At 75.1% G+C, this 17,233-nt stretch carries 15 protein-coding genes, 4 tRNA genes and 2 pseudogenes; 4 read left to right on the plus strand and 17 right to left on the minus strand.

The genetic code is table 11. From position 1 onward, the window contains the following. Positions 1-10 precede the first annotated feature (10 nt). On the plus strand, positions 11-550 hold the full coding sequence (locus ACSUPR_RS18285; protein WP_436885861.1) for a class IV adenylate cyclase: 540 nt from the start codon (positions 11-13) through the stop codon (positions 548-550). Between the two features lie 330 nt (positions 551-880). On the opposite strand, the gene map is transcribed toward ACSUPR_RS18285, so the two are convergent. Both map and ACSUPR_RS18295 read right to left on the minus strand, forming a co-directional pair. After that, a complete protein-coding gene (map, locus tag ACSUPR_RS18290) occupies positions 881-1,651 on the minus strand; it encodes a type I methionyl aminopeptidase (protein WP_436885863.1) in 771 nt (256 codons plus the stop codon). A gap of 90 nt (positions 1,652-1,741) precedes the next feature. Beyond that, a pseudogene (locus tag ACSUPR_RS18295) lies at positions 1,742-2,089 on the minus strand (endonuclease/exonuclease/phosphatase family protein); the annotation flags it as partial. Here ACSUPR_RS18295 and ACSUPR_RS18300 point away from each other — a divergent pair. Then, positions 2,067-2,267, plus strand: coding sequence for an ATP-binding protein (locus ACSUPR_RS18300; RefSeq protein ID WP_436885865.1), 201 nt, complete (start codon positions 2,067-2,069; stop codon positions 2,265-2,267). The pseudogene ACSUPR_RS18295 and the gene ACSUPR_RS18300 sit on opposite strands and share 23 nt — an antisense overlap. Positions 2,268-2,332: 65 nt before the next feature. Here the strand turns inward: ACSUPR_RS18300 and ACSUPR_RS18305 are convergent, their stop codons facing one another. The 11 genes and pseudogenes from ACSUPR_RS18305 to ACSUPR_RS18355 form a co-directional block, all read right to left on the minus strand. Then, positions 2,333-3,988 (minus strand): MFS transporter, encoded by a 1,656-nt coding sequence (locus tag ACSUPR_RS18305; RefSeq protein ID WP_436885866.1) that lies wholly within the window; start codon positions 3,986-3,988, stop codon positions 2,333-2,335. Positions 3,989-4,556: 568 nt separating this feature from the next. Further along, positions 4,557-5,303 carry a hypothetical protein gene (locus ACSUPR_RS18310; RefSeq protein ID WP_436885868.1) on the minus strand — a complete coding sequence of 249 codons (747 nt, stop codon included), beginning with the start codon at positions 5,301-5,303 and terminating at the stop codon, positions 4,557-4,559. Positions 5,304-5,699: 396 nt separating this feature from the next. Next, a complete protein-coding gene (locus tag ACSUPR_RS18315; RefSeq protein ID WP_436885870.1) occupies positions 5,700-7,433 on the minus strand; it encodes an ankyrin repeat domain-containing protein in 1,734 nt (577 codons plus the stop codon). Next, on the minus strand, positions 7,430-9,148 hold the full coding sequence (locus tag ACSUPR_RS18320) for an ankyrin repeat domain-containing protein (protein WP_436885871.1): 1,719 nt from the start codon (positions 9,146-9,148) through the stop codon (positions 7,430-7,432). Before ACSUPR_RS18320 ends, ACSUPR_RS18315 begins: the two co-directional genes overlap by 4 nt. Further along, positions 9,145-10,281, minus strand: a complete 1,137-nt coding sequence (locus ACSUPR_RS18325) for a gala protein (protein WP_436885873.1) — start codon at positions 10,279-10,281, stop codon at positions 9,145-9,147. The genes ACSUPR_RS18320 and ACSUPR_RS18325 overlap by 4 nt, the downstream gene beginning before the upstream one ends. A gap of 76 nt (positions 10,282-10,357) precedes the next feature. Beyond that, positions 10,358-10,429, minus strand: a pseudogene (locus ACSUPR_RS18330). A gap of 96 nt (positions 10,430-10,525) precedes the next feature. Beyond that, positions 10,526-10,601, minus strand: a tRNA-Glu gene (locus ACSUPR_RS18335). A 66-nt stretch (positions 10,602-10,667) separates the two neighbouring features. Beyond that, positions 10,668-10,741, minus strand: a tRNA-OTHER gene (locus ACSUPR_RS18340). Positions 10,742-10,916: 175 nt separating this feature from the next. Further along, positions 10,917-10,994, minus strand: a tRNA-Trp gene (locus tag ACSUPR_RS18345). A 58-nt stretch (positions 10,995-11,052) separates the two neighbouring features. Next, positions 11,053-11,125: transfer RNA gene (locus tag ACSUPR_RS18350), tRNA-Ser, on the minus strand. Positions 11,126-11,183: 58 nt separating this feature from the next. Then, entirely contained in the window at positions 11,184-12,410 is a 1,227-nt protein-coding gene (locus ACSUPR_RS18355; RefSeq protein ID WP_436885874.1) for an ROK family protein, read from the minus strand. 98 nt (positions 12,411-12,508) lie between these two features. Between ACSUPR_RS18355 and ACSUPR_RS18360 the strand changes: the two genes are divergently transcribed. Next, on the plus strand, positions 12,509-13,108 hold the full coding sequence (locus tag ACSUPR_RS18360) for a GNAT family N-acetyltransferase (RefSeq protein WP_436885875.1): 600 nt from the start codon (positions 12,509-12,511) through the stop codon (positions 13,106-13,108). A 10-nt stretch (positions 13,109-13,118) separates the two neighbouring features. After that, the gene (locus tag ACSUPR_RS18365) at positions 13,119-13,589 is read left to right on the plus strand and encodes an NUDIX hydrolase (protein WP_436885876.1); all 471 of its coding nucleotides are present in this window, start codon (positions 13,119-13,121) and stop codon (positions 13,587-13,589) included. Positions 13,590-13,727: 138 nt separating this feature from the next. Here ACSUPR_RS18365 and ACSUPR_RS18370 read toward each other — a convergent pair whose 3' ends face one another. From ACSUPR_RS18370 to ACSUPR_RS18385, 4 genes are all read right to left on the minus strand, one after another. Beyond that, positions 13,728-14,660, minus strand: coding sequence for a M48 family metallopeptidase (locus ACSUPR_RS18370; RefSeq protein ID WP_436885878.1), 933 nt, complete (start codon positions 14,658-14,660; stop codon positions 13,728-13,730). Between the two features lie 181 nt (positions 14,661-14,841). Then, entirely contained in the window at positions 14,842-15,513 is a 672-nt protein-coding gene (locus ACSUPR_RS18375) for a DivIVA domain-containing protein (protein ID WP_436892050.1), read from the minus strand. A gap of 28 nt (positions 15,514-15,541) precedes the next feature. Further along, on the minus strand, positions 15,542-16,138 hold the full coding sequence (locus ACSUPR_RS18380; protein ID WP_436885879.1) for a DivIVA domain-containing protein: 597 nt from the start codon (positions 16,136-16,138) through the stop codon (positions 15,542-15,544). Positions 16,139-16,217: 79 nt separating this feature from the next. Further along, on the minus strand, positions 16,218-17,111 hold the full coding sequence (locus tag ACSUPR_RS18385; RefSeq protein WP_436885880.1) for an N-acetylmuramoyl-L-alanine amidase: 894 nt from the start codon (positions 17,109-17,111) through the stop codon (positions 16,218-16,220). Positions 17,112-17,233: the final 122 nt, after the last annotated feature.

The following is a 17,233-nucleotide window of genomic DNA, read 5'->3' on the forward strand; positions in this document are numbered from 1 at the left end:
GAGGCCCGGGATGCGGCGGGAGATCGAGACGAAGTACCGGGTGCGCGACCCCGGTGCGCTGGTGGCCGCGCTCGGGGCCGCGGGTGTCGTGCTCGGAGCGCCCGCCCGCCAGGACGACCAGGCCTACGCCCCCCGGGGCTGGGACCCCTCCCAGGGCAAGGCCGGGTTCACCTTCGCCCGCCTGCGCACCCAGGGCCGGGAGCACATCCTCACCACCAAGACCCCGATGGCCGACGCGATGGAGTGCGCCGAGCAGGAGACGGCCGTCGCCGACCGGGAGGCGGCTCACGGGGTCCTCACGGCCCTGGGGTACGTCCCGCACGTGCGCATCGTCAAGACCCGGCGCACGGGCTCCGCCGGGCCGATCGGGGTGTGCCTCGACGAGGTCGAGGGCGCCGGGATGTTCCTGGAGCTGGAGCTGGTGGTCGAGGACGGGCGCGACGGGCGGGCAGCCCAGGCCGGGCTCGACGCCTGGGCCCGCGGCCTGGGTGTGGACCTGGAGCGCACGACCGACACCTACGACGTCCTGGTCCGCGCTGCGCCTGCATGAGCACCGTTCCGCGCGGTGGCGGTCTGTGCACTGTTCCGCGCGGCGGTCCGTGCGGCCCCGGCGCCCGACAGGCCGCCACGGGCGGAGGCCGTCCCCGGCCCCGGCCGGGCGCGAGGTGCGGGGCCGGGTGCACCGGGGGCCGCCCCGGACCACGGGCCGCCCCCGGTCCCCTCCGCCCGAGCCTGATCCGGGTCCGGCAGCGGTTCCGAGACCTCCTACGGATCTCTCACGCACACGCGGTGCCGAGTCCGTGCGCGTCCCGCCGGGCCCGTGCCCGTCGTGCCGGGCACGGCACGGCAGCGGTCCTGTGGGCCCGGTGCACGCCCTCGACTACCTCGGCAGGGTGAGGATCTCGGCCCCGTCCTCGGTGATGGCGATCGTGTGCTCGCTGTGCGCCGTCCGGCAGCCCGTCGCGCTCCGCAGCGTCCACCCGTCCGCGTCCGTGACCAGTTCCGCGGTGTCCGCCATGACCCAGGGTTCCAGCGCCAGCAGCAGCCCCGGACGCAGCTTGTACCCGGTGCCGCGCCGCCCGTTGTTGGAGACGTGCGGGTCCTGGTGCATCGTCGATCCGATCCCGTGGCCACCGAACTGGGTGTTGATCGGGTACCCCGCCGCCCGCAGGACCGAGCCGATGGCGTGGGAGATGTCGCCGACGCGGTTTCCGGGCCGGGCCGCGGCGATCCCCGCGCTGAGCGCGCGCTCGGTCGCTTCGATCATCGCGACGCTCTCGGCGGGCCTCGACCCTCCCACGATGAAGCTGATGGCCGAGTCCGCGGCGATCCCTCCCAGGGACACGGCGAGGTCGAGTGTCAGCAGGTCGCCGTCGGCGAGCGTGCGGTCGTGCGGCAGCCCGTGGAGCACGGCGTCGTTGACGCCCGTGCAGATGTGGTGGCCGAACGGCCCGCGCCCGAAGGACGGCGCGTAGTCCACGTAGCAGGACTGCGCCCCGGCTTCGGTGATCATCTCCCGGGCCCACCGGTCGATGTCCAGGAGGTTCGTGCCCACCTCCGTGCGGTCCCTCAGCGTGCGCAGGATCTCGGCGACCAGGGCGCCGGCCTCCCTGCCCCGGGCGATTTCGGCGGCGGTCAGGATCTCTACCATGCGGACCTCTCTCGCGGTTCAATAACTATACCGGCCATACTATACCGGTATCCGGGCCGCCGTTCCGGCCGGACCGTCGCCCGCGGGTGCTCACCAGCTGATTCCGGCCCCCACCGGCAGGTGGTCGCTGCCGGTGGCCGGCAGCACCCAGGAGCCCTCGACCTCCACGCCCCTGACCAGGACCTGGTCGATGCGCACCACCGGGAACCGTGCCGGCCGGCTGAAGCCGAAGCCGTCCCCCGCCAGCTCCTGGGCCGGGTCGAGGAGCGCGGTGATGCCGGAGAGCGCGCGGTCGTCCGTGGACCCGTTCAGGTCGCCTAGCAGCACCACCCGCTCGTCGGCCTCGGCGGCGAGCACCTCGGCGAGCGCCTGCGCGTTCCGGTCCCGGCCGTCCGTCCAGCGGCTCGGCCCGCAGGTGGTCGCGACCCTCACCGAGCCCTTTCGGCGCGGCACCGAGCGCATCCACACCGACCACGCGGGCGTCGGCCTGGGGCTGGCCATCGTCAGGAGCGTCACCCGGGCGCACGACGGGACCCTCACCCTGGTCCCGCGTCCCGACGGCGGGCTCCGCGTCACCGTGGAGCTTTCCGCGGTGGCGCCGGACAGCGGGGGGTGAGGAGTGCGTACGGAGGCCCCGTCCGACCGCGAGCCGCCGCACGCCGCCCGGCACTTCACGTCCTCCTACGCCGATTCGTGCGCTGTTCCCTGCCGGGCCTCCTGCCGGGAGCGGACGGACGGCTCGGCCGCGGTGCTGTGGGCGGTGGGCCGCACCCCCCGCAGCAGTACCGCGGCCAGGACCGCGGCGACCGCCAGCGCCGCCGCCCCCGCCAGGGCCCCGGCGCCCATGCTGTCGGTGAACGCCTCCTGGGCGGCCCGGAGCACCGCGTCGGCCTGCGGGCCGGTCAGCGACCCGGACGCGGCCACGGCACCGCCGATGGTGGATCCCGCGTCCTGGGCCGCCTGGGACGGCAGGTCCGGTGGCAGGGTGTTCTCCATCGAGGTGCGGTAGACCGCTGCGCCGATGCTGCCCAGCACGGCGATGCCCAGCGCGCCGCCCAGTTCGTTCCCGGTCTCCGACAGGGCCGAGGCCGCGCCCGCCCGCTCGGCCGGGACCGAGCCGACGACGATGTCGGTGCCCAGGGCGCTCACCGGAGCCAGGCCCAGGGCGAAGACCACCGTTCCCGCCACCACCGCCGTCAACCCGGCGGCCCCGTCCGCCATGGCCAGGACCGCGAACCCGGCGGTGGCCAGGGTCAGGCCCGCCCCCATGACGAAGGCGGGCCGTACGCGGCGGGCGGCGACGGTGGCCGCGACGGTGCCCGCGAGCATCGCGGCCACCATCGGCAGGGTCCACAGCCCCGCCTGGAACGGGGACATGCCGAGCACCATCTGCAGGTACTGGGCGACGAACAGGTTGATGCCCATCATCAGGCAGCTGCCCAGTGTCATCACACCGATGGAGGTGCTGAAGAAGCGGTCGGCGAACAGGCCGAGGTCCACCATGGGGCGCTCCAGCACGCGCTGGCGGCGCACGAACACCGCGCCCACCGCCAGGCCCGCGGCGGCAGCCAGCGCGGCCGTCCAGCTCGGGCCGTGCGCGGCCGCCTCCTTGATCCCGTAGACGACGGCCAGGATGGCGACCAGCGACAGCAGTGCGCTGAGCGGGTCGGCCGGTCCGGGGTCGGAGGCGCGGTACTCGGGCAGGAGCACCGGGCCGAGTACGAGCAGCAGGCCCATGACCGGCACCGCCAGCAGGAACACCGAGCCCCACCAGTGGTTCTCCAGCAGCGCGCCGCCGGCCAGGGGGCCGATCGCACCGCCCACCATGAAGCCGGCCATCCACACGCCGATCGCCGCCGTGCGCTGGGCCGGGTCCTGGAACATGGTGCGGATCAGCGCCAGGGTGGAGGGCATGAGGGTGGCGCCCGCGACACCCAGAACGGCCCGTGCGGCGATGAGCGCGGCGGCGGTGGGCGCGTAGGCGGCCAGGAGCGAGGCCGCGGTGAACACCGTCGCCCCGATCAGCAGCAGCCTGCGCCTTCCGATGCGGTCGCCCAGGGCGCCCATGGTGATGAGGAACCCGGCTATGAGGAAGCCGTAGACGTCGGTGATCCACAGGAGCTGGGCGGCGCTGGGGCGCAGGTCCGCGCTCAGGTGGGGGACGGCCAGGTGCAGGACCGTCAGGTCCATGGTCAGCAGCATGGTGGGAAGGGAGAGGACGGCCAGTCCGGTCCACTCGCGTGCGCCGGCCCGGGGCGGTGCCGCCCGGCCGGTGTGGGGGCCGGTAGGGGGACCTGTATCGGGGCCGGTGTGGGGATCGGTGTGGGAATGGGGCATGTGGGGCTCCTCCGAGGGCGGTTTCTCCTCCGAGGAAGCATCGAACCTCAACTTTACTTTAGGTCAAGCGGGTCTCGTGTCTCCTGGGGTGCGGGCTCGGGAGGGGGCGCGGGCGGTCCGGGCCTTCCACCGCTGTGACCTCACGGGACCCTGTGGTTCCCAGCGCATGGCGGAACGGCGTGCGCGGTCCGACGTGACCGAGGTCATGGGGTGACGGCCACGTGCGGGGTGGGGGCGGCGTGCGGGGTGGGGTGCCGGTCGACCCGCAGGAGGTTGCAGGGGGCTCGGGTGCCGACGGGCGGGTGGGTGGTCGGCGGGCGGTCGGGTGGCTGGTCGGGCGGCGCTGGGCGTCGGACCCGTGTGGGGTCGGACGGAGTGCCGCTCGGGTTTGTGCTGTCCGGTCCGCGAGGTGCGGTCCCGTGCCGTCCGGCTCCGGGGGGGTTCGGTTGCTCCTGCCCGCACACCGGGGAGAGCCGCCCCGGCCTGTTGGGCGCGCCTCCGGTCGTGCAGGGGCGGCGACGTTCTCCGGTCGTGCAGGGGGCTGGGTTCGCCGTGTCCGCGGCCGGGTCTAGGAGCGGGAGGTGAGCGGATGCCAGGCCCAGAGGTTGGGTTCCACGTAGCGGCCGTGGTCGGCGTCGATGTCGATGTCCACCGGGGCCAGGGCGCCCGGGACGATGTGGCGGCCGCTGCCGGGCAGGTCCAGACCGGACCAGCGGCGCCACTCCTCCACGGTCCCCTCCACCACCATCGACTCCTCGCACGGGTGCAGCAGGTGCGCGCCGAGTCGCTGGTGGGTGCGCAGCCACGGGTCGAATGCGGTGCCGTCCGGGCGGGTCCAGGCCGCGTACTCGGCCATGGGGATGAGGAGGTAGCGGTCCTTGAACGTGGGGCGCAGCGGTGCGGCCAGGGCCTTCAGTCCCTTGGCGGCGGCTGCTTCGCGCAGGTGGCGGGCCATCGCGGAGCTCAGGCCGCGCCCCTGGTGGGCGTCGGGGACGGCGATGTACAGGGCGGCGGCGATGGTGGGGGCGCGTCCGGCCCCGTGGTCGGCGAAGGACTGTTCCAGGACCCAGTCGTAGCCGCCGTGGGGCAGTTTGTCGGGGGTGCCGTGCCAGGCCAGAGGGGCGGCGTGGCCGCGGGCCACCACCTCGTCGTCTTCGAGCAGGACCAGTTGGAGGTCGCCGAAGGTGTGCGGGAGGCGGTTCCAGAACCGGGCGCTGACCTGGTCGTGGAACATGGGCTCGGGGCCGGGGTTGAGCTCGGGCCGGTCCAGGACCTCGATGAGGTCGGGGCTGCGGGCGAGGGTGGTCAGGCGCATGGAGGCCATTGTGCCGGGGATGGGGGAGGGGTTTTCGCCCGGGTTCGTCCCTCTGTGGTGTGGGAGGGCGGGTGGGTGCGGGTTACGGCGTCTGTGGTCGGTGTTACAAGCGGGGTCGGGTGCGACCGGCGGGTTCGCAGGCGGACCCTTCCTCCGTGGACCTGTGTGGCCGGGCGGGGCAGGCCTCGCGCGCACCCGCCCCGTAAACCCCCGCCACAGTCGATGTGCGCCCAACGCCCAGGCCTGGTGGTCTGCCGCACGCCGACTGCGGCAGGGCGGGCCCGCGCTCCGCGGTCTGTGCCTTTCCAAGCGGCCAGCGTTCTGGAGACCAACGCTTGTTGTCGGGAGCGACCACAGGACGGCGGTGCGGAAGACCCGGCGCCCCGGGGTCCGGCCTCAGGCGGGATCCGGTTTCAGCGCGTCCAGCTCCTCGAACCAGTAGTCGAAGTAGTTCCCGCAGACGGCGTACTGGACCGGCGGATACCCGCCCAGGTCACGGGTGCGGGCCCCCGCGCGGACCAGTGCGCGGGTCGGTCCGGTCTGCGTGCTCTCCACCGCGGCGTAGTAGAGCGGGGTGCGCCCCCGGTCGTCCTCGGTGTCCACGTCGAGCCCGGCGGCGAGCAGGCGGGGGAGCAGCAGCTCGTGGTCGAGGAAACGGAGGTGGTGCAGCAGCGTCCTCCCTGAGGCGTCGCGGACCCCCGGGGCGCCGCCCCCGTCCAGGTAGCGGACCACGGCGTCGGTGTCGCCGTGCCGCACCCGCTCGAACAGGTCGTCCCGGCGGGCGCGCAGCGCCCTGGGCAGCCGACCGCTACCGGTGGCCCAGGCCTTTGCGACCGCGAAGCACCCGCTGCTGCGGCCGCCGAGCACGTTCAGCGACTCCTCCCGTCGCCGTTCCTCTTCGCTGTGCTGCACGTCCAGCACTCCGTCGCCGGGGAACACCGCGTGCCATTCGCCCCGGCAGCGGACCCGGACGGGGCTCCGGTCCGCGAAGGCGGGCTCGGGCGGCGCTCCGGGGGCACGGCCCGGGGCGATCGCGCCGTGGACCAGGGGGTGGAGTTCGTCGGGGGACATCCCGTCGCGCAGGACGTCGACGTCCGGCGGGCGGGTCCAGGACGCCTCGGGCAGGACCGGCAGCTCCGCCGAGAAGCGGGGGGCGAACTCCACGAACCCCAGCCGCACGAACTCCCCGTCCAGCAGGGCCACCATCGTGGTGCGCGCGTCCAAGGGGAGCTGGAAGCTCCGTCCGAGCCCCGTCGCGGCCAGGTGGCGGAGTTCGCCGCGCAGGCGGGCGGGGGACAGGGGCAGCCTCGCGGCGACCGCCACCGGGTCGACCACCGAGGAGCCGAACACCACCGTTTCGGGGGAGAACTCGATCCCGGCCGCGGCGAACGCCTCGGCCACCCGACCGGCCTGGTGCAGGCCGTCGATCCACTCCGCGCGGGCGACGGGGTCCCCGGTTCCGGGGTCCTCGGCGGGCAGCCGGTCCACCGTGCGCGGGGTGCCGTCGGGGTCCAGGAACGGAACGCGGTGGGTGTTCCCGCCCCACCGCTCGCGCGCCTCACCCGTGCACCGGGAGTCCCACAGGTGCCGCGAGGTCTCCCAGACCTGGGGGAGCCCCCGCCAGTGCCCCGTGGGGGACGACCTGGCGGTGCGCGTGACGAAGGCCCGCCCCTGCGGCGAGTACGCGATCTCCGGGTTCGCCTGCCGCTCCTGGACGGCGAGTGTGGGCCGCTGGTCCCCGATGATGCGCGTGTCCCGGAGCCCGAGCGTCAGCCACGGGCCCTCCGGGCCGCCGGGCCGGGAGAGCAGGGCGTCGTGCCCCGGCATGATCAGCCCCACCCCCTTCCAGGAGCGCGGCAGGTGCAGGCGCGCCAGGTCGGGGACCAGGTGGTGCAGGTCGTCCAGCAGCCTTTCGGCGAACTCGGAGCCGTGCGCACGCCGCAGCGCGTCCGTGTCCAGGTCGACGTGGACCCCGGCGGCCGTGCACGCCCCGCGCCAGTCCCCGGCCAGGCGCCGTTCCGTGGCGCGTTCGACCGCGGCGTAGGGGATCCCGTAGCGGCGGCCCCTGCGCAGTCCCGCCGCCCGCCACGGCCCGTGCGACACCGACGGGTGGTGGGAAGCGGTTCTCACAGCTCCTCCGGCAGGCTCTCCCAGTCCTGCTTGGTGATCCCCTCCTCCTCGGCGTCCTCCGCGGAGCGCCGGTCGATCGCGCCGTCCAGGTCGTCGTCGCCGATGTCCTCGGTGCGCGCGCCCGCGTCCAGCAGTGCGCGCGCGAGTTCGACGGTCCCGCTGCCGGTCACCGCGAAGTACAGCGGCGTGCGTCCCTCCGTGTCGGCGGCGTTCACGTCCGCCCCGGCGGCGAGCAGGAGCGGCAGCGCCGTTTCGTGGTCGACCATGGCGAGGTGGTGCAGCAGGGACCTGCCGTGGCGGTCGCGCAGGTTCGGGTCGCCGCCCCCGTCCAGGTGGCGCAGGACCGCGTCGGTGTCGCCGTGGCGCACCCGCTCGAACAGGTCGTCGCGGGGCACGCGCAGCGCCCGGGGAAGGCGCCCCCTTCCGGTGCTCCACGCGTCACGGGCGGTGAAGCAGCCGCCGCTCGCACCGCCCAGCGCCCGCAGCGCCGCCTCGCGCTCCAGCTCCTCCGCGGTGTGCGGGATGTCCAGGCCGCGGGCGGTGGGGGTCACCGTGTGCCACTCCCCGTCGCGGCAGCGCACCCGGGCCGGGCCGAGGGCCGGGAGGGTGCGCGGCCGGTCGGCGGGCGGCCGGGCCGGGGCGAGGGCCTCGCGGACCAGCGGGTGCAGCTCGTCGGGGGACATCCCGTCGCGGAGCACGTCGATGTCCGGCGGCCGGGTCCAGCACACCTCCGGCAGCACCGGCGGCTCCTCGGACTCCCAGAGCAGGTACTCCTCGATCCCCAGCCTCGGGACGTCCTTCTCCAGGTCCAGGACCACCGACTCGTGGATGGTGAAGGGGATCCGGAACCGCGTGCCGAATCCCGCGGAGGCCAGACGGCGGCCCTCAGCGGCCAGCCGTGCCGGGGAGAACGGCAGCTGCACCGCCGTCTCCAGGGGGTCGACCGGCTCGCCCCAGTCCATGTCCACCGGTGTGAGGTCCAGGTCGATCCCGGCGGCCGCGAAGGCCTCGACCGCCTTCCCCGCCTGGTGGAGCGTGTCGATCCACTCGGTGCGGGCGGCCGGGTCGTCGGGCCCCGGATCGGCGGTGGGCAGCCCGTCCACGGTGCGGGGCGTCCCGTCGGGGTCCAGGAAGGGCGCGCGGTCGGGCCCGCCGCCCCAGCGCTCGCGCATCTCGTGGACGTGCCGGGCGTCCCACAGGTGCCGGGAGGTCGCCCACAGGTGGGCGGCCCCCGCCCAGTGCGCCGCGTACGGCACCCGGTTGGAGCGCGGGAGGAACTCCCCCAGGGGCACCTCCTCCACGGTCAGCAGCGGCCGCTGGTCCCCGTGGACCTTCCAGCCCCGGGTGCGCAGCGTCAGCCAGGGCCCCTCCGGGCCGCCCGGCCGAGAGAGCAGGACGGGCTGCTGGGGGACCAGGGTGCCCGTTCCGTTCCAGAACCGGGGCATGTGCAGCCTGGCCAGGTCCGGGACCAGGTGGTGGAGGTCGTCGAGCAGCCGGTCGGTGAACCCGGTGCCGTGCTCGTGGCGCAGCGCGTCGGGGTCGATGTCCGCGTCCACCCCGGCGGCGGCGCAGGCGCCGCGCCAGTCCCCGGCCAGGCGCCGTTCCGTGGCGCGTTCGACCGCGGCGTAGGGGATCCCGTAGCGGCGCCCCTTGCGCAGACCGGCGGCCCGCATCGGCCGGTGGGACTCCGAGCGGGGGCGGTACACCGGCCTCACCGGTACAGGCTCGCGATCGCGCGCATGTCCTCGTGCACGCCGCGGGCCGGGCGCAGGTTCCCGGCGATCGCCCGCTTGGTGCGGCGCGGCAGGCCCGGGCCCAGGCCCGCGTACTCCATGCGGCCGCTGCGGGCCACCGCCTCCGACAGGGCGCGCGCGGCCGGGAAGCCGAACCCGGTGTGGCGCACCTCCAGGCGGCGCAGCGGGCTGGCGGGGATGGCCTCGGCCAGCGCCGACACGCCCGCGTCGCCCAGCTCGTTGCCGGGCGCGCCCAGCGCCCGCTGCGACGGCGGGCGGCCCAGGTCCAGCGCCTCGATGCCGCCCAGCGCCCCGGCCAGGGCGACGGCGCCCTCGACGCCGATGCCGTTGCCGCCCAGGCCCAGGGTCACCGGACGGTCCAGGCCGCCGACGGCGTCGGCGATGGCCCGCGCGCCCTCGTCGCCCAGGTGGTTGGCGGGCGCGTACAGCTCGCGCACCCCCGCCTCGCGCAGGAACGCGGCCAGCAGTCCGGCGGTGTCCGGGCCCAGGCCGTTGCCGCCCAGGAACAGCCGCTCCAGCGGGGCCTCCCGTTCGGTCAGCGCGTCCAGCAGGGCGCGCAGACCGTCGGCGGTGATCCCGGTGTTCACCAGGTCCAGGGAGCGCAGGCGGCGGTTGCGGGCCAGCGCCCCGGCGACCGCACGAGTGCCCTCGTCGCCGACCGGGTTGCGCTTGAGCCACAGTGCGCGCACGGTGCCGTCGTCGGCGAGCCGGTCGGCCAGGGCGGCCGCCCCGTCCGCGCCGATGCGGTTGCAGCCCAGGTAGAGGGTCTGGAGGCCGTGGTCGCCGGCCAGGGCGTCGGCCAGCACGCGGGCACCCTCGGAGCCGATGGCGTTGGTGCCCAGGAGGATGTGCGCGGCGTGCGGGGAGGCGGCGGCCGCCGGGATCACCCGGCGCGCCCCGGCCAGGCCCAGCCCCTGCTTGCACAGGTCCACGCGGCCGTCGGGGCGCAGGGTGCCCAGCGGGAAGGTCGCGTCGGCGGTCACCGGGGCCGGGTCGGCCAGCCGGGCCAGCAGCGGCTCCAGGCCCGCCGGGTCCGCCAGGGGCAGGTCGGGGTGCTCGATGGCGGGGCAGCGTACGGGCGTCTTGTCGGTCATGACCATTCACCGCTCGATCGTGATCGGGCCGGTGGACGGAGCCGACCGGGGCCCCTGCGTGCAGAAGAGAGGGCGGCAGGACCGGTCGGATTCGAACCGACGTCCTCCAACTCGCTGTCCGGCGCGACGACCTCTGCGCTACGGCCCTGCCGAGCAGGGAGTCTAGCCACATCCGCGGACGTTTCGGGGGTTTCCCCCCGTTTTTCCGCGTTTTCGCATGTGGGCGTGGTGCGAACGAGCCGGGTGGCGGGAGCGGCCGGATTCGAACCGGCGTCCTCCTCCATGAGGTGTAGGCGCGACGACCTCTGCGCTACGCCCCCGCCACGCGTCGAGCGTAGCGGTTCCGCCGATCACGGTCCCGGCCGCCCGGGGCGGGGAGAGCGGGATGGAACCGACCGGATTCGAACCGGCGTCCTCCCCCAATGGAAAGTGGGCGCGACGACCTCTGCGCTACGGTCCCACCGCTGCGGGAAAGATAGCGCACCGAGGGCGGCGGGACCGGCCGGATTCGAACCGGCGTCCTCCTCCACGCAATGCAGGTGCGACGACCTCTGCGCTACGGCCCCGCCGCCGCGGCACACACTAACGCCTCCGGACCGACGGGATCGGGCCCGGTGCCCGCCCCGAGAACGGGGTGGCGGGGCCGGCCGGATTCGAACCGGCGTCCTCACGGTTCTGGAGACCGCGCGCGACGACCTCTGCGCTACGGCCCCGCCGCGGCACACCGTAGCGCAACGGTGCGGGGCCGGCCGGCAACGGTGACGGGGGCGGCGGGGCCGACCGGATTCGAACCGGCGTCCTCCCGATGAGCAGTCGGGCGCGACGACCTCTGCGCTACGGTCCCGCCGCCGCGGTACACGGTAGCGGAGCGGGGGCCGAGGGGCCGTGCCCCGCCGGCCCGGTCACCCCGCCTTCGGCGCGGGCAGCGGCAGCGCGCCCGAGTCCAGGGCGTGGATGATCCCCGCGGCCCCTCCCCGAGCCGCCGCGCTGAGGCCCAGCGCCGACGGCTCCACCCGGCAGCCGCCCGCGTCCGCGGCGAACACCCCGGCCGTCAGCGCGGCCCGGCAGCGCGGCAGCAGCCACGGGCCCATCGGTACGAAGTACCCGCCCAGCAGCACCAGTCCCGGGTCCACCAGGTTCACCAGTGCCGCCAGCCCCCGGCCCAGCCGGGTCCCGGCCCGCTCCAGCGCCGCCACCGCCACCCCGTCGCCCGCCGCGGCCCGGCCCACCGCCGTGTCCACCAGCGCCGCCACGTCCTCTCCGGACGGCGGGTGCACCGGGGCCAGGTCGGGGACCGCGTCGCGCAGGATCGCGCCGATGCCCGCCACCGCCTCCAGACAGCCGCGCCGCCCGCACGAGCACTCCGGGCCGTCCGGGTCCAGCGCCAGGTGCCCCAGCTCCCCGGCGAACCCGCCCGCGCCGCGCAGCAGGGCGCCGCCGGTGAGCACCCCCGCGCCGATGCCGACCTCGCCGGTGACGTAGACCAGGTCCGGGGTCCCCGCGAAGGAGCCCACCCGGTGCTCGGCCACCGCCCCCAGGTTGGCGTCGTTGTCCACCTGCACCGGGAAGCCGAGCGACTGCGCCCGCTCACCCAGCGGGAAGTCGGACCAGCCCAGGTTGGGGGCCCGGCGCACCGTCCCGGTGGGGGAGTCCACCAGCCCCGGGACCGCGATCCCGGCGCCCACCACGGTCCGCCCGCGCACCGCCGGGTCGTCGGCGGCCTCGCGCAGCGCCTCCACGATCCGCCGGGCGCTCTCCTGCGGCCCCGCCGCCCGCGCGTCGAACGGCGTGTGCCGGGCGGTCAGCTCCCGCTGCACCAGGTCCACCGCCACCACCGACAGGTAGTCGACGTTGACCTCCAGGCCCAGCGCCGCCACCGACGTGTCGTCCAGGTCCAGCAGCACACCCGGGCGGCCCACCCCGTTCTGCTCGGTCCGGCCGGTCTCCCGGACCAGGCCGCGCGCCATCAGGTCGGCGACCAGGCTGGAAACCGTCGTCTTGTTCAGACCGGTGGCCGTCGCCACCGCCGCCCGCGAACACGGCGCGGACTCGCGGATGGTGCGCAGCACCACCCCCAGGTTGGCCTCGCGGACCGTGCGCAGGCCCACCGTTCCCGAACCCACCGCCACGGGGACCCCCCTCGTCAACGCACCGCCGTGTCCGGATCGTACCGGGCGGGCCGAAAACAGGTTGCCGGAAGTCCGCGCCCGGTGATGGGATGCGGCCCATGGTCCCCGCAGACGTCTTCCGCGACCAGCCGGTCCTCACCGGCGACCTGGTCGAACTCCGCCCGCTCGACGCCGAGACCGGCGCCCCCATGGTCGAGGCCCTCGTCGACATGGACCCGGAGGTGCGCCGCCTCACCGGTACCCACCGGCGGTTCACGCGGGAGGCCGCCGAGGAGTGGAACCGGACCCGCCCCGACCACCACGACCGCGCCGACTGGGTGATCGTCGAACGCGCCGGGGGCACCACCGTCGGCGACTGCGCGCTCATCGACCTGGACCCCGACAACGCGTCCGTCGGCTACCGGATCGCCCTCTTCGGCACGGAGTCCACCGGGAAGGGCTACGGCACCGCCGCCACGGACCTGGTCCTGGAGTACGCGTTCACCGTCGCGGGCCTGCACCGGGTGTCCCTGGAGGTGTTCGACTTCAACCCGCGGGCGCAGCGCTCCTACGAGAAGTCCGGGTTCGTCCGCGAGGGCGTGTGGCGCCACGCCCTGCACTGGGACGGGGAGTGGCACGACGCCGTCCTGATGTCGGTGCTCGCCCACGAGTACGAGGCCTCGCGCGCCGGGGCCGGCGGCGGTACCGGGGGCCGTTAGCCTCGAGGGCATGCCCGTTCCCGAGTTCCTGCGCGAGCTGCGCGATCACATCGGTCCGGCCCTGGTCCCCCTCGTGGGGGTGACCGCCGTGGTGCTGGACGAGGACGACAACGTGCTGCTGCACCGGCGCGCCGACGACGGCCGCTGGGCCACCCCCGGCGGCATCCTCGAACCGGGGGAGCAGCCGGCCGTGGCCGTGGTGCGGGAGACCCGGGAGGAGACCGGCCTGGTCGTCGAGGTCGAGCGGCTGGTCAGCGTGCTGGGCCAGGAGCCCCACGTCTACCCCAACGGCGACCGGGTCCAGTTCCTGGACCTGGCGTTCCGCTGCCGCCCGGTGGGCGGCGCCCCGGACGCCGGCGGGGACGAGACCCTGGAGGTGGGCTGGTTCGCCCCCGGTGAGCTGCCCGCCATGTCGCAGCGCATCCTGGACCGCATCGCCTACGCCCGCGAGCCCCGCCCCGAGCCCGTCTACATCCGCTGACCCGGGCCGTTCGGGCGCCCTCCGGGGCCTTCGGGTCTGCGGCCCCGCCCCGTCGGGCACCGCCGCGGCCGTGTGCCCGCGGCCGTTCCGCGACCCCGGGCGGCCCCTTTTCCTGCGCTCCGGCCCCCGGCGGGCGGGTCAGAGGAAGACGCGGCCGCGGCGGCCCCGGTCGCGCAGCGCCGCCATCCGGCGCACGTTGCCCGGCCGCCGCGACAGCAGGTGGTACAGCAGCAGCGTGCAGCCGCGGTCGGTGCGCGCCCGGTCGGCCATCTCTCCCATGTTCACCCGCGGGTACAGCCGCACCCCGCCCGCGTGCGCCCGCACCGTGTGCGCCCCCTCCGGGAAGTGCGCGTAGGCGTGGTTGTCGGCCGTGTACTCCGAGCAGCGCGCCAGCGCCGCCCCCAACAGCGGCACCAGGTCCGCGCCCAGCACCGCGACCCGGCGCCAGAACCCCGTGTGCCCCGCCACCGCGTGCCCGAGCTGGTGGGCCACCGCGAACGCCAGGGCGTCCGGGTCGCCGACCCGCCCGTCGTCGTCGAACAGCTCGCCCGACAGCACCAGGTAGCGCCGCAGCCCGTGCGCCCCCGCGTCGGCCGGGCCGCCGTCCACCCGCACGTACGCCTCCGGGGTGCCCACCCCCATCGCCGCCGACAGCATCACGACCACCCGGTACGCCTCGGGGAACTGGGTGGGGGAGATCTTCACGGACTCGGCCCGGTGCCGCGCGTACCGCAGCCCCCGGGCCAGCCAGCAGGCGGCCGGGACCAGCGCCAGCGCCAGGGCGGGGGCCTGCCAGGTGCCGGTCAGCCTGAGGAGCAGGTGCGCGCCCAGGACCAGCAGCAGCGCGTTCACCGCGACGCACACGGCCAGCAGCGGGGTCTCCCACGGGTGGGCCGGGGCGGGGACGATCTCCTCCCCGTCGCCCAGCTCGTAGGGTCCGCGACCGCCCGGCCGCACCGACCGGCAGTAGGGGGCGGCCGGATACCGGGTCCCCGGGACGTATCCGCAACCGCTCGCCCCGTGTACCGAACAACTCCTGAAGCGGCCCTGCGCGGGCACGGCACGGAACATGTGGCCTCCCCTCGGGCGCGGGAACGATGAATCCAGGGTCGGTCACTCCCTGTATCCAAATATTACTTTCCGCTTCCTCGGAGATGGGTGTTCAGCGCGACGGCGTGTCAATAGCGGTTCCGGTCCACCTTTCGCGAGCCATCGGGCTGTCCGAAACCCTGTCCGGGGTTCCGCCGCACACTCAGGGGTGCTCGTACCGGCGCAGCTCCTCGGCGAGCAGGTCCAGGAACCGGTCCACCTGCGCCGGGTCGTACCCCGGCCGGGCCCGGGTGGTCGAGAACTGGGCCCGCTCCACATCCCTGGCGGACAGCGTCGCCCGGTCCGGCCGCCCCTGCTGGAGCACCTCCAGCGTGAACTCGGCCCGGTCCAGGAACTCGTCGACCTCCTGCTCGTTGTAGCCCGTGGTCAGCCTCGTCGTCGCGAACTGCTGGTCGCGCACCTGCTGGGGCGTCAGCCGCGGCGGCGGCCCCGGGCGGCCCCGGCCGGCGGGCGGGGGCGGCGGCGGGGGCGCCGCTCCGCGGGCCGCCGACGGGTGCGGGGGCAGCGGAGGGGCGGCCGGACCGGGCCTGCCCAGCCCGCGCCCGGCCAGGTCGGCGACCACGACGTCGAGGAAGTCGTCCACCTCGTCCTCGCGGTACCCCGGGCTCAGCCGGGTGGTGCGGAAGCGCGAGTTGCGCACCTCCTCGGCCGTGATGAGCGGGCCCTTGCGCGGTCCGCCCTCCAGGGCGACGAGCGTCATCTCGATCCGGTCGAGCAGCGCGTCGACATCCTCCTCGTTGTATCCCGGGCGCAGACGCACCGTGTGGAACTTCTTGTTGCGGATGTCCGCCGGTGTCAGAGGCATGGTCCCTATTGTGCAGTTCAGGAGGTTCTCAGGGTGGTCATTCCCGCACGCCCGGCGCCTCCGTCCGGGCGATGCGCCGCGCGAGGTCGTTCAGCGTGTCGGAGACCTGGACGCGGTCGTAGCCGCGCAGCACCACGTCGAACCGCGCGGAGGCGAGTTCCGCGGAGGTGACGGGCGGGGCCTCCGGCGGGGTGCCGAAGGGGGCGGGGACCCCGGTGCGGGCCGACAGGGTGGCGAACGCCCGGTCGAGGAGCTCCGACACCTGCTCGCGCTCGTACCCGCGCAGGACGACGTCGAGCTGCGGCCGGGGCGGGTAAGGCTCCTCGGCCGCGGGTGCGGCGGGGGCCGCGGTGCCCCCGCCCGCCTCCTCCAGGCGGGCGATGTCGCGGGCGAGGCCGTCCAGGACGTCGGCGACCTGGACGCGGTCGAACCCGCGCAGCACCACGTCGAGCTCCGCGGAGGCGAGTCCGGCGGCGGTGATCGTCGGCGTCCCGGCCGGGATGTCGGGGTGCGGCGGGGCCCCGGTACCGGCGGCCAGGGTCGTCATCGCGCGGTTCAGCAGGTCGGTGACCTGGACGCGGTCGTAGCCGCGCAGCACGATGTCGAAGTCCGGGACCACCGGGGGGGAGTTCATGCCCGCATTATGCCGAGGGCCCGTGGGCGGCGCCATAGCGGAGCGGCCCGGTGGCCGACTGCGGTCGCACGGACCGGGTTCACTTCCGCATGAGGTAGACGGCCAGGGCGCGGGCGATCGAGGCGGCGGCCCGCTCCTGCCACTCCGGGTCCTCCAGCAGGGCGGCGTCCTCGGCGTTGCGCATGTTCCCGGCCTCCAGGAAGACCTTGGGCACGGTGGACATGTTGAGCCCGCCCAGGTCGGTGCGCTCGTCCAGGCCGTCCTGCGCCAGGTAGTCGGCGTAGGGGATGTCGGTGCCCTCGCGGTACTCGCGGCGCAGGTCCTCGGCGAGCTCCCGGGAGGGCTCCACGATGTCCTCGGTGTAGCCCTCGACCTCGCCCGGCACGATCACGTGGAAGCCGCGCCCGGAGGCGGGTCCGCCGTCGGCGTGGATGGACAGGGCCGCGTCGGCCTGCGCCTCGTTGCCGATCTCGGCGCGCTCGTCGATGCAGGGGCCCACGCCCTCGTCGTCCTCGCGGGTGAGGATCACGGTGGCGCCGTCGGCCTCCAGCCGCTCCTTGACCAGGAGGGACAGCTCCCAGTTGAAGAGGTGCTCGGGGTAGCCGGTGTCGGTCTCGGCGCCGACGGTGTCGCAGGCCTTCTCCTGGGGGCCGGCCGGGACCATCTGGTTGATCTCGGTGGCGGCGGAGGCGTTGCCGCCGTTGTGCCCGGGGTCGATGACCACGACCCTGTCGTGCAGCGGGCCGTCGCCGACGGGTTCGCGCGCGGTGTCGTCCTGCCCGCCGGCGTCCCCGGTCCCCCCGTCGGAGGAGCCGTCGTCGGGTCCCGGGAGCGGGATGGCGGCGGTGGGGTCGGCGTCGGGTGCCGCTCCTGAGGCCGGGGCGCAGCCGACGGCGAGGAGTGCGAGGAGCGGGACGAGGTACAGGGCGCGGGTGGCGCGGCTCCGGGGCCCTGTCGGTGCGGAGACGGGCATGCCCCACAACCTACCGGGCGAACCGGGCGGAACACCCCTCCGGTGCGAGGTACTTCATAGTAAGACGCTTCAGTGATTGATCGGTTTACAGGATACGGAGAAAAAATTTCGAGCGAATCCGA

This window comes from Nocardiopsis dassonvillei, from assembly GCF_964273065.1.
Classification (GTDB): Bacteria; Actinomycetota; Actinomycetes; order Streptosporangiales; family Streptosporangiaceae; genus Nocardiopsis; species Nocardiopsis dassonvillei_B.